This is a genomic window from Bacillus multifaciens, from assembly GCF_030756675.1.
GTDB classification, from domain to species: domain Bacteria; phylum Bacillota; class Bacilli; order Bacillales; family Bacillaceae_G; genus Bacillus_A; species Bacillus_A multifaciens.
This window is the reverse complement of the sequence record NZ_JAVBXD010000045.1, coordinates 23,190-34,849: the sequence shown is the minus strand read 5'-3', so window position 1 is coordinate 34,849 and position 11,660 is coordinate 23,190. Positions and strand designations below refer to the sequence as shown.

At 36.8% G+C, this 11,660-nt stretch carries 11 protein-coding genes, 1 pseudogene and 2 riboswitches; of the genes and pseudogenes, 11 read left to right on the top strand and 1 reads right to left on the bottom strand.

All coding sequences use genetic code 11. From position 1 onward, the window contains the following. Nucleotides 1-178: 178 nt before the first annotated feature. The gene (locus Q9306_RS21195; protein ID WP_306202075.1) at nt 179-2,065 is read right to left on the bottom strand and encodes an LTA synthase family protein; all 1,887 of its coding nucleotides are present in this window, start codon (nt 2,063-2,065) and stop codon (nt 179-181) included. A 191-nt stretch (nt 2,066-2,256) separates the two neighbouring features. On the opposite strand from Q9306_RS21195, the gene Q9306_RS21190 reads away from it, so the two are divergent. The 11 genes and pseudogenes from Q9306_RS21190 (at nt 2,257) to Q9306_RS21140 (ending at nt 11,657) form a co-directional block, all read left to right on the top strand. After that, a complete protein-coding gene (locus Q9306_RS21190) occupies nt 2,257-2,652 on the top strand; it encodes a DUF3888 domain-containing protein (RefSeq protein WP_306202074.1) in 396 nt (131 codons plus the stop codon). A gap of 89 nt (nt 2,653-2,741) precedes the next feature. Continuing rightward, nucleotides 2,742-2,924: riboswitch (Lysine riboswitch) on the top strand. Between the two features lie 179 nt (nt 2,925-3,103). Beyond that, nucleotides 3,104-4,420 carry a diaminopimelate decarboxylase gene (gene lysA, locus Q9306_RS21185; protein ID WP_306202072.1) on the top strand — a complete coding sequence of 439 codons (1,317 nt, stop codon included), beginning with the start codon at nt 3,104-3,106 and terminating at the stop codon, nt 4,418-4,420. 125 nt (nt 4,421-4,545) lie between these two features. Continuing rightward, a riboswitch (SAM riboswitch) is annotated at nt 4,546-4,654 on the top strand. 69 nt (nt 4,655-4,723) lie between these two features. Next, nucleotides 4,724-4,867 carry a YezD family protein gene (locus tag Q9306_RS21180; RefSeq protein WP_306202070.1) on the top strand — a complete coding sequence of 48 codons (144 nt, stop codon included), beginning with the start codon at nt 4,724-4,726 and terminating at the stop codon, nt 4,865-4,867. A gap of 93 nt (nt 4,868-4,960) precedes the next feature. Further along, complete coding sequence (locus Q9306_RS21175) at nt 4,961-5,665, top strand: phosphoadenylyl-sulfate reductase (RefSeq protein ID WP_306202068.1); 705 nt, start codon at nt 4,961-4,963, stop codon at nt 5,663-5,665. Between the two features lie 27 nt (nt 5,666-5,692). Continuing rightward, nucleotides 5,693-6,829, top strand: coding sequence for a sulfate adenylyltransferase (gene sat, locus Q9306_RS21170; protein WP_306202066.1), 1,137 nt, complete (start codon nt 5,693-5,695; stop codon nt 6,827-6,829). 13 nt (nt 6,830-6,842) lie between these two features. Continuing rightward, nucleotides 6,843-7,469 (top strand): adenylyl-sulfate kinase, encoded by a 627-nt coding sequence (gene cysC / locus Q9306_RS21165; protein WP_306202064.1) that lies wholly within the window; start codon nt 6,843-6,845, stop codon nt 7,467-7,469. Between the two features lie 115 nt (nt 7,470-7,584). Continuing rightward, a complete protein-coding gene (locus tag Q9306_RS21160) occupies nt 7,585-9,207 on the top strand; it encodes a nitrite/sulfite reductase (protein ID WP_306202062.1) in 1,623 nt (540 codons plus the stop codon). Nucleotides 9,208-9,220: 13 nt separating this feature from the next. After that, nucleotides 9,221-9,420 (top strand): annotated as a pseudogene (locus Q9306_RS21155) (DUF3906 family protein). A gap of 90 nt (nt 9,421-9,510) precedes the next feature. Further along, the gene (gene cobA, locus Q9306_RS21150) at nt 9,511-10,287 is read left to right on the top strand and encodes a uroporphyrinogen-III C-methyltransferase (RefSeq protein ID WP_306202058.1); all 777 of its coding nucleotides are present in this window, start codon (nt 9,511-9,513) and stop codon (nt 10,285-10,287) included. A gap of 1 nt (nt 10,288) precedes the next feature. Continuing rightward, nucleotides 10,289-11,047, top strand: coding sequence for a sirohydrochlorin chelatase (locus Q9306_RS21145; RefSeq protein ID WP_306202056.1), 759 nt, complete (start codon nt 10,289-10,291; stop codon nt 11,045-11,047). Next, on the top strand, nt 11,016-11,657 hold the full coding sequence (locus Q9306_RS21140) for an NAD(P)-binding protein (protein WP_306202054.1): 642 nt from the start codon (nt 11,016-11,018) through the stop codon (nt 11,655-11,657). Before Q9306_RS21145 ends, Q9306_RS21140 begins: the two co-directional genes overlap by 32 nt. Nucleotides 11,658-11,660 lie beyond the last annotated feature (3 nt).

Here is an 11,660-nt window from a genome sequence, read left to right as displayed (position 1 = left end):
TATTGTCTTTTTGCGTGTTTCACACACAAAAAGAAGATCTAGATGTATTATTAAAAAGCTAAATTGTGCCCTGAATCAAATTATTTTCACAGAAAAGAAAGGGATTGTATGTCAGCTTTTTAACTTGTATATATAAAGAAAATGAACCTCGAATCGTTATTGTTCGAGGTTCATTTTCTTATTCAAATTTAGTTGTCATTGTACCGGTCTTATACTGATTATGCGGATCGAATCGTAATAAATCACCGTAAATGAGTTTATCAGAGTAACTTAGTTCTGTTTTTGTTTTTTCAATATATGGTTGACATACAGTGATATCAGTCGGTTCACCAGTTTTTTTGTTGTAGCATACATTTTTTGTATACAAGTAATCATTTGTTACGAAGCTTCCATCACGCATAACCGTAAGTGGCTCATCATTTGTAGCAAACAAATCTGTGCCAAATTCAATAGAATTGTTTGTTTTAATACCGAGTAAATGTAGAAGTGTTGGCTTCACATCAATTTGTCCAGAAACTTTTGAAATGACTTGTCCTTTTTGTCCAGGAATGTGAATGATGAGCGGTACTCTTTGCAGCTGCATCGTATCAAAAGGAGTAAGTGTTTCCTTTCCTAAAAATTGGGCCATAGCTGCATTATGGTTTTCAGAAATACCATAATGATCTCCGTAAATAATGATAATAGAATTATCGTATAATCCTTCTTTTTTTAATTGTTCAACAAAATGTTTTAATGCTTCATCTGTATAACGTACAGTTGGAAAATAACGATTTACAACGCCGCTTTCTGAAGTGAATTCATTAATGAATTGATCTTCCGGTTGCAGCAAAAATGGAAAATGATTTGTTAAAGTAATAAATTTCGTATAGAACGGCTGTGGTAAAGATTTTAATTTCGGGATAGATTGTTCGAAGAATTCTTTATCTTTTAACCCCCAACCAACAGACATCTGTTCTGCATTTGTATAGTCTTGTAAGTTGAAATAGCGATCATATCCAAGTGCAGGATACATCAAATCGCGATTCCAAAATGTTTTATCATTTGAATGAAATACAGCAGAGTAGTATCCGTGTTTTTTAAGTTGTTCTGGTGTGGCTGTATATTCATTATTAGCATGTGTAAAGAAAACAGAACCGCGATCAAGCGGATATAACGAGTTTTCGATAATAAATTCGGCGTCTGATGTTTTTCCTTGTCCAGTTTGATGATAAAAGTTATTGAAATAATAGCTTTCTTTAATGAAATCATTTAAAAATGGTGTAATTTCTTTTCCATTTATTTTTTGATTGATGACAAAACTTTGCGTAGATTCCATGGAGATTAAAATAACATTTTTTCCTTTTGCTACGCCGAACAAATCTTTATTTGCTTGCCTATCTTTTGTTTTCACATAGTTATCAATTTCAGAAAAGCTATCACCACTTGCGAAGGCACGCTGAGCAGACGATTTCGATTGCAGCGCAATATCATAAATATGATATGTATATAAGCCAAGATTTTTCACAACTGTTTGGCGATCAAATGAATGTGAAAAGAGTTGTGGTTTATAAATAACTGAAATGATCATTTGCAAGGCTAATACTGCTGTTACACAACTAAAAAATGTTTGTTTTTCTTTTCTCGATAGAGGAGTTGTGTCACAAAAACTAGGGGATTTCCGAGATAATATGACTAAAATAATGGTATCTGCAAATAAAAGAAGTGTTTTATATGTAAATAGTTCTTTTATACTCGTACCTAAATCAGCCATGTTATTTGTTTGAAATAATACTGGGAATGTTACAAAGTCATTGTAAAACCCATAAAACATGGCGTTGCCAAATAAAATAAATGATAACACCATACTAATACTAATAATGATACGATTTCGATGTTTTGTTGCTAATAAAGCGAAACCGAAAAATAATAATAATGAAGCTAACGGATTAAAGAACAACATGATTTGTTCGAAAACGTTATTGATCTTCATATCAAAAGCTAATTTGTATACAATAAATGTTTTGATCCATAATAGGACGACTGCTATGAGAGCGAATCGTACTTTTGGAAACAAGCGTTGCATCATATTGGGCTCCTCCTACTACCTACAAGTAACCGTTCATTTCTGTATATAACCGGTTACATATCTCTATGTTTTTTTTCTATGTGTACTATTATATAAAAACATAGTGAATTTGTGGATGCTTTTCTCATAATTGGGTAGAAAAAGGGAAGCTGGATAAAATAATGTCATCGATAGAAAAGTGGAGGAGTACTATGAAGAAAATATGTTGTTTTATAGTAAGCTGCTTCATTTTACTTGGAAATCCGGCTCCTTTTTTGGCTGAACATGAACCGTTATTATTAGAAGATGCACTTTATTCGGTGCTGTTTCCAAGAATAAATGAAGCGATTCAAAAGTATTATGGAAAACAAAAGCCATATGAATGTCCAAAAATCGTTAGCATAAAAAAAATGTACAGTGGTACATATTTGTTCCGTGCTTCTATTGAAATAATTAAATATGAGCCAGGGATAGGAGGGGAAAAACTCCCGCCGTTTGAAAAAGTAACAATTACCTTTGAAAATGATGATGGTGAATGGACTGTGAAGAATATAGGTGTAAAGCGCTTACCAGATAATACGAAAATAAATTGTCGTAAACCAATTTAAAAAAGTATTTGACAAATAAATTACACATTTGCTATTGTTAATAGCAATAAAAAGGTGCTTGAAAATTAAATAGACTTACCTCATCTACACTCAAAGGTAGAGGCCGCGATCATCAAAAGTAAGCTATAGGAAATAAAGTGGTATTCATGATTATAGTCTGAAAGGGATTTTCGCCGAAATATATGAATGACCACTTTATTCATATATTGGGACTACATTAAATAAATGTAGTACTGTCATAAGTTTTTGACTTATGGAGAGCTATTAGGAGATGTTTGATGCGGTTTCTTATTTGAGAAAATAACATAAGTTTATTTTTTCATCCTATATTTTTCTAATAAGAAACGCGTGTGAACATTGTTCCGCGCGTTTTTTGTTTACCTAATTAGGGATAATATGAACAACTAAGAGATGTTATAGATGGTTTTGAGAAAAAAAGGGAGGAATTCACATGTATTTACACGGCACAAGCCGCATTAACGAGCAAGGACATTTAGAAATTGGAGGATGCGATGCTACTGAACTTACAGCGACATACGGTACACCCCTTTATGTATATGATGAAGCAGCAATTCGTGAGAAATGTCGTGCATTTCATCGTGCTTTTAGAGAGAGTGGGTTCTCTTATCAAGTAGCATATGCAAGCAAAGCGTTCTTGTGCATGGAAATGTGCCGATTAGCTGCAGAAGAAAATATGTCGCTGGATGTTGTGTCTAGCGGAGAGTTATATACGGCATTGCAAGCAGGATTTCCAGCAGAACGTATTCATTTCCATGGCAACAATAAAACAGAAGATGAGATGAGGATGGCGCTAGAAGCTAATATTGGGTGTTTCGTTGTAGATAATTTTTTAGAACTAGAAATATTACATGATTTGGCGAAAGAATACGGAAAAGTTGCCAGTGTTATGCTTCGTGTGACTCCAGGAGTAGAAGCGCATACGCATGAATATATTACAACAGGTCAAGATGATTCTAAGTTTGGTTTTGGTATTTCAACAGGGCATGCATTACAAGCAATGAAAAGTGCATTAGAAAAATCAAATTACAATGTGTTAGGAATTCATTCTCATATAGGATCACAAATTTTTGAAACTGCAGGATTTGTTCGGGCAATTGAAGTGCTTCACAAATTTCTAGAATTAGTGAGAAAAGAAATGGATTACGTAGCTCCCGTATTAAATGTCGGCGGTGGTTTTGGCATTCGTTATACCGAAGGAGATACACCGCTTGCTCTTGGTGAATATGTGCAAGCTGTGACAAATGCGGTACGCGAGCAATTTACAACATGTGAATATCCACTTCCAGAAATTTGGATAGAGCCAGGTCGTAGTATTGTTGGTGATGCAGGAACAACTTTGTATACAGTGGGAGCGATTAAAGATATTCCAGGCATTCGGAAATATGTGTCAGTTGATGGTGGGATGACAGATAACCTCCGACCAGCACTTTACGGGGCTCGTTACGAAGCATTACTAGCAAACCGAGCGAATGAATCTGCTGAAGAAGTTGTCTCTATTGCAGGAAAGTGTTGTGAAAGCGGGGATATGCTCATTTGGGATATAGCACTTCCGAAAGTTGTTTCGTGTGATCTTTTAGCTATTTCTTGTACAGGGGCATATGGCTATTCGATGGCAAACAATTATAATCGCATTCGTCGCCCAGCAGTTGTGTTTGTGAAAAATGAAAAATCTCATGTTGTTGTTGAGAGGGAATCGTATGAGAATATTATCGGAAACGATCGCATACGTGTAAAGGAATATGTATAAACACGTTTCTAGTTGAAGAAGGAGTTTTTAAGTGAGCAACTCCTTCTTTTTAAAAAATATAAAATTTATCGGAAAACTATGATTGAAAAAATTCAGAATTGTGTTAAGATACAAATGTAATTAAATTCTTATCAAGAGCGGCGGAGGGAACTGGCCCGAAGAAGCCCGGCAACCTACTTTATAAAAGTAAGGTGCTACATCCAGCAAAATGGAATCCATTTTGGAAGATAAGGTAGATACGTTACCGGAACAGTCTTTTCGAAATGGGAAAGATTTTTTTTATGAAAAAAAGGGGGGCTGTTCGTGGGGGCACAAGGACAATTTGAAGAAGTAGCAAGTAAGATTCAAACAATGCTTGCTGATATGAAGTATGGTTCAATTACAATTGTTGTGCAAGATGGGAAAGTGATTCAGCTTGAAAAAAGTGAAAAAGTACGATTGAAATAAGCATGCTGACTAGAAAAACTAGAGGCGGCTTTAATCTATTTTAATTAGATTAAAGCCGCCTTTTTGTATAGGTTTTATGAAGGGGAGAGAACGATGTTAACGTATGAAACATGGAAAGATCATTTTGTATCATTTCCGGTGGATGATGAAACGAGAGGTGCTTTAGCAGCGGTGCGCTGGGCCTATGAACAATATGGGCAGGATATTGTGTATGCATGCAGCTTTGGGATAGAAGGAATGGTTTTACTGCACTTGATTAACCAAGTAAATCCATCTGCAAAAGTAGTATTCTTAGATACAAATGTTCATTTTCAAGAAACGTATGACTTAATCCAAAAAGTACGGGAACGATACTCTAAGTTGCAGATTATTGAAAAGCAACCGGGACTTACACTTGAAGAGCAGGCAAAGGAGTATGGTGATAAATTGTGGGAACATAATCCAAGCCTTTGTTGTCAATTAAGAAAAATTAAGCCGTTAGAAGAAATATTAACAGGTAGGAAAGCATGGATATCTGGTTTGAGAAGAGAGCAGTCTGAAACGCGGAAATATACGCAGTTTGTTAATCAAGATCATCGTTTTCAATCTATAAAAATTTGTCCGCTTATTCATTGGACATGGAAAGACGTATGGCGTTACGTATACAAGCATAGTTTGCCATACAATCCGCTTCATGATATTGGATATCCGAGCATCGGATGTAAGACATGCACTATGCAGGTGCAAGAAGGCGGCGATATGCGAGATGGACGGTGGGCTGGAAAGGCAAAAACGGAATGTGGTCTTCATTATCAATAAAGGCTGATAAAAAAGGAGAAGAAGAGAATGAGTGATAGAAAAACATTAGTGAATCGAATTGATACAACATATGAAACAGCACATATTGTAAAGGAAATTGAGTTGGATGGAGTGGCATTAAGTGATTTAGAGCTTATTGCTATCGGTGGATATAGTCCGCTTACTGGTTTTTTAGGGGAAAGCGATTATACGTCCGTAGTCGAGGAAATGAGATTAACAGATGGAGAGGTATGGAGCATTCCAATTACATTGCCTATAACAGAAGAAAAAGCGAAAGAATTGCAAGTAGGAGAAGAAGTTAGGCTCGTAAAAGAAGGAGTGACTTATGGTGTGATTCAAGTTGAAGAGATTTACACGTCTAATAAAGAAAAAGAGGCATTCCTTGTTTATAAAACAGTAGAAGACATACATCCGGGTGTTAAGAAATTGTACGATCGTCCTAATGTATATGTAGGAGGACCAATTACGCTTGTGAAACGAATGAAAAAAGAAAAATTTACTGCTTATTATTTGGATCCAAGTGAAACGCGGGAAGAGTTTCTACGGCGTGGCTGGAAAACAATCGTCGGCTTTCAAACGAGAAATCCAGTTCATCGGGCGCATGAATATATTCAAAAAGCAGCTCTCGAAATCGTTGACGGTTTGTTTTTAAATCCGCTCGTTGGTGAAACGAAGTCAGATGATATTCCAGCTGATGTTCGAATGGAAAGTTACGAAGTACTTCTAAAAAACTACTATCCAAAAAATCGTGTCTTTTTAGCGGTATTTCCAGCAGCAATGCGATATGCGGGGCCTCGTGAAGCAATTTTCCATGCGCTCGTAAGAAAGAACTTTGGATGTACACATTTTATTGTTGGCCGTGACCACGCTGGCGTTGGAAATTATTATGGCACGTATGAAGCACAGGAGATTTTTAACAAATTTACAGTAGAAGAATTAGGGATTACACCTCTCTTTTTTGAACATAGTTTTTATTGTGCAAAATGCGAAGGAATGGCATCGACAAAAACATGCCCGCATGGAAAAGAAGAGCATGTCATTTTATCAGGTACAAAGGTAAGAGAGCTTTTACGAAATGGAGAATTACCACCAAGCACGTTTAGTCGTAAAGAAGTTGTAGAAGTCTTAATTCGCGGTTTGCAAAAAGAAGTTGTAACTAAGTAAGGGGAGAAAATAGATGGGAATAAATATTACTTGGCATGCAGCATCAGTTTCAAAAGAAGAACGCCGAAAACAAAACAAGAATCATAGTTTTGTTCTATGGTTTACAGGTTTATCAGCTTCTGGGAAGTCCACAGTAGCTAATGCGGTAGCTCGCAAATTATTTGAGAAGAATATCGGTAATTATGTATTAGACGGAGATAATATTCGTCACGGTTTAAATAAAGATTTAGGATTTTCCGAGCATGATCGTACAGAAAATATTCGGCGTATCGGTGAGGTAGCGAAACTATTTGTTGATAATGGAAGCATTGTACTAACAGCATTTATTTCACCATTTCGAGAAGATCGCAGGCAAGTGCGTGACATATTAGAACAAGATGAGTTTGTTGAAGTATTTGTAAAGTGTCCGATTGAAGAATGTGAAAAGCGTGATCCAAAAGGGTTGTATAAAAAGGCAAGAAGCGGAGAGATTAAACAGTTTACGGGAATTGACTCTCCATATGAAGAGCCGATTCAAGCTGAGGTTATTGTGGAAACACATCGTTATTCTATTGAAGAATGTGCACAGCAAATTATTGCTTATTTGCAAAAACGAAGCTTTATCCCGCTATTCGTGGGCAGTAAGCCCCCCCACCATTAATAGAAGATCGAAGAAGATAACAGCTGGCATGCGCCCGACTGGCGAGGGCTAATACTCAGTGGGGATGAAGAACCCCCACTGAGTAAAGTTTCACTTTATCTAAGGAGGATAAAAGATGAGTTCTGAAAAAGTGTGGGCAAACAATGAAAAATTAAATACAACAGAGAAAAAGAAATTAGAAAAAGACGGTTTAGAAATTTTTAAAGATATTCCGTATTATGCTGAACATGGATTTGCGTCTATTCCGAAAGAAGAATGGGATTCTTTTAAGTGGGCAGGTTTATATTTGCAGCGCCCAAAAGAGGCGGGATATTTTATGATGCGTGTGAATATCCCATCTGGAATTATAACAAATGAACAAGTTGAAGCTCTTGCTTCTATTGCAGAAGATTACGGCCGTGATGTGATCGATATTACAACGCGTCAAGCGATTCAGTTTCATTGGCTACAAATTGAGCAAATTCCAGACATTTTCAAGCGGTTAGAAAAAGTAGGGTTATCAACAGCTGGTGCGTGCGGTGATATTACACGTAATATTACGGGGAATCCACTTGCTGGAATTGATGACAATGAATTGCTAGATACACAATTCATTGTTCGGGAGGTATACGAATATTTTCAGCATAATGAAGAATTTTCAAATCTACCACGAAAATTTAAAATGTCCATTAGCTCAAATGTGTACAATTCAGCAAATGCTGAAATTAACTGCGTTGCATTTACACCTGCAACGAAAGAAATAAACGGAGAGACAGTTATTGGTTTTCATGTAAAAGTAGGTGGCGGTTTATCGGCACGTCCGTATTTGGCTGAAGAGTTAGATATATTTGTTTTACCGGAGCAAGTGAAAGATGTAGCAATTGCGATTGCTACGATTTTCCGTGATTTTGGTTATCGTGAAAAGCGCCACTTTGCCCGCTTAAAATTTCTTGTTGCAGATTGGGGAGCAGAAAAATTTAAAGAACAGTTATTACAATATACTGGGCCTTTATATGGGAGTGGAGAAAGTGCCTTAAAAGGTTGGAATGCTGGTTATTTTTACGGTGTTCATAAGCAAAGGCAGGATAATCGGTATTATATTGGTTTTAATGTACCAGTTGGTCGTCTGCATGCAGAAGAAATGTATGAGATTGCTAGAATTGCAAAGCAGTATGGGAATGGTGAAATTCGTACATGTAATTCACAAAACTTTATTATTCCGAATGTGCTGCAAGAAAATATTGATGAACTATTGCAAGAACCATTATTTGAAACAATTTCTGCTAAGCCAAAGTCATTTATCGGTTATGCAGTTTCTTGCACAGGGATTGAGTATTGCAATTTAGCGTTAGTGGAGACGAAAGAAAGATTACGTAATATTGCAGATTATTTAGATGCACAGCTTGTATTAGATGTACCCGTTCGCATTCATATGGTCGGCTGTCCAAACTCTTGTGGACAAAGACAAATTGCTGATATTGGCTTGCAAGGCGTCAAAATGAAAACGAAAGAAAAGGGAATGGTTGAAGCGTTTGAAATTTATGTAGGCGGGACGCTGCTCGGCGGCGGTGCTTACAATGAAAAGCTAAAAGGGAAAATTGATGGTGAAGACTTGCCGCATGTTCTTACTGCATTTTTAACATATTTTAAGGAAAATAAGCTTCCTAGTGAAACGTTTTATGAATTTGTTGGTCGTGTTGGAATAACGAATCTACAAGTAGTATTAGATACGATTATAGAAGAAGTGATTGCATCGTAGGAGGCGGGACAATATGGATTTATATCGTTTTGAAGCAGTTTTAACAACTGGTGTTGTTCCTGTAGTCGTCGTTGCACAAAGTGAAGAGCAAGCATTTCGCCTTGTTGAAGTGGAACTTGAAAAATATTTTTTACCTTTGCCGGAAGTGAAAGAAATTTCTTTATACGAGAAAAAGAAAATTCGCAGGGGGCAGCTTTTGTTTTAGACGAATAGGAAACGCTTTAATCAATGGTAACAGGAAGTATTAGTAGAAAAAGTTCTGCTGATGGAAGTTTCACTTTATAGAAGAAATGAGGGGAAAGTATGGGGAAAGTGTACATTGTAGGTGCAGGGCCAGGGGACCCGGAGTTAATTTCTGTGAAAGGAGTAAAATGCATTAAGCAAGCAGATGTCATTTTATATGATCGTCTTGTGAATAAAGAGCTGCTTTCTTATGCGAAGCCAGAAGCGGATTTAATTTACTGCGGGAAACTTCCGAACTACCATACGATGAAACAAGAAACGATTCATGCTTTTTTAGTGAAGTATGCAAAGAAAGGAAAGATCGTGACGCGTTTAAAAGGTGGAGATCCTTTCGTATTTGGAAGAGGCGGCGAAGAAGCGGAGGCGCTGGTGAAACACGGAATTCCATTTGAGGTTGTTCCAGGCATTACAGCAGGGATTGCAGCTTCTGCCTATGCAGGAATTCCCGTCACACACCGCGAAGCTAGCACAAGTTTTGCAGTTGTAACAGGGCACCGGAAAGAAGATGCTAAAGACGAAGTGAAATGGGAGCACTTAGCGAAAGGTGTTGATACACTAGCTGTTTATATGGGGGTAAGTAATCTTCCTTATATATGTGAACAGCTTTTGAAATATGGGAAAGATGAAAATACACCAGTCGCAATGATTGAGTGGGGAACAACAGCGTCTCAACGTACAATTACAGGAACATTAGGAAGTATTGTATCGGTGGCAGAAAGAGAACAAATTCAAAACCCGAGTATGATTGTCATTGGTGAGGTTGTACGCTTTCGCGAAAAAATTCAATGGTTTGAACAAAAACTTGAACATTCATATCCGCTTAGCGGAGCGCTTTAATATGAAAGCGGTACTTTATATTTGTCATGGCAGTCGTTTACAAGAAGCGTGTGAAGAAGCGGCTGCTTTTGTTACATCATGTATGGAACGTATATCAGCTCCTATTCAGGAATTATGCTTTTTAGAATTAGCATCTCCTTCTATTGCTGAGGGGGCTACAGCTTGTGTGCAAAAAGGAGCAACGCAAATTGTGATTGTTCCTGTCTTTTTATTAGCAGCAGTTCATGTGAAAAAAGATATTCCTGAGGAGCTAGAAAAGTTACAAATTCAATATCCATATGTGTCTTTTTCATATGGAAATCCATTTGGTGTTTCTCGTGAACTTGTTAATGCAGTTCTCGATGGGAGCGGAATAAAAGCGATTGAAAAACAAGTTTCTCTTTTACTTGTAGCAAGAGGGAGTAGTGACGAGGAAACGTTAAGAGATGTTGGTGAGATTGCGTCATTGTTTGAAACGGCAGATGAAGTGGCAGAGGTCAAAGTATGTTATTTAGCAGCAGCGAAGCCGCAATTTGAAGAGAAGTTGTGTGAGCTTATTCAAACAAGGAATGCTCCGATTGTTATCTTCCCATATCTTTTATTCACAGGATTATTAATGAAGAGAATTGAAAAAACGGTTCGGAAATATAATCATTCTCATATTGTATTATGTCCGTATGTAAGCAAAAATCAGGTGTTTCAAGATATGCTCATTAAACGTACAGAAGAAATGATAAGGGAGATTGCATATGTATCCATTAACAGTGCGAATAAAGAATAAACGTGTTGTTTTCATTGGCGGCGGACGAGTTGCGGCATTTAAGATTGCTCCTTTATTGCGAGAAGAAGCTCAAATTATTGTCATTAGTAGAAAGTTGGATGAAAGTTTAAACCAACTTGTAGAAGAACAAAAAATTCGGTGGTTTCAAAAAGAATATGAAACAAGCGATCTTATCGGGGCGTTTATAGTTGTTGCGGCAACGGATGATCCAGTGTTAAATGAGAGAATTGCAGATGATGCAGCGCCAAATCAATTAGTAAATGTAATTACCGATCCAGAAAGTGGTAACGTTCATTTTCCAGCAGCTTTTCATCGCGGGAAATTGAATATTGCTGTATCGACTGGAGGGGCGAGTCCAAAACTTGCGAAAAAAATTCGTGATAAAATTGCTGGGAAATATGATGATCGTTATAAGGAATACTTAGATTTTTTATATGAAGTACGTATAAAAGTAAAGCAGTTACAACTAGATAAGAAGAAACAAAATATTGTATTACAGGAAGTACTTAAGTCTACTTATGTGCACAATATAGAAGAGCGAGAAGCATTTTTGTATTCTTTAGATAAATACAAATTAAAAGATAGGCATAAAAACCCTCTTTCTTTTTGAATA

Bases quoted from the DNA above. Each gene is read 5' to 3' on its own strand.
- Q9306_RS21195 (WP_306202075.1), bottom strand. From the start codon at position 2,065: ATGATGCAACGCTTGTTTCCAAAAGTACGATTCGCTCTCATAGCAGTC.
- Q9306_RS21190 (WP_306202074.1), top strand. From the start codon at position 2,257: ATGAAGAAAATATGTTGTTTTATAGTAAGCTGCTTCATTTTACTTGGA.
- lysA (WP_306202072.1), top strand. From the start codon at position 3,104: ATGTATTTACACGGCACAAGCCGCATTAACGAGCAAGGACATTTAGAA.
- Q9306_RS21175 (WP_306202068.1), top strand. From the start codon at position 4,961: ATGTTAACGTATGAAACATGGAAAGATCATTTTGTATCATTTCCGGTG.
- sat (WP_306202066.1), top strand. From the start codon at position 5,693: ATGAGTGATAGAAAAACATTAGTGAATCGAATTGATACAACATATGAA.
- cysC (WP_306202064.1), top strand. From the start codon at position 6,843: ATGGGAATAAATATTACTTGGCATGCAGCATCAGTTTCAAAAGAAGAA.
- Q9306_RS21160 (WP_306202062.1), top strand. From the start codon at position 7,585: ATGAGTTCTGAAAAAGTGTGGGCAAACAATGAAAAATTAAATACAACA.
- cobA (WP_306202058.1), top strand. From the start codon at position 9,511: ATGGGGAAAGTGTACATTGTAGGTGCAGGGCCAGGGGACCCGGAGTTA.
- Q9306_RS21145 (WP_306202056.1), top strand. From the start codon at position 10,289: ATGAAAGCGGTACTTTATATTTGTCATGGCAGTCGTTTACAAGAAGCG.
- Q9306_RS21140 (WP_306202054.1), top strand. From the start codon at position 11,016: ATGTATCCATTAACAGTGCGAATAAAGAATAAACGTGTTGTTTTCATT.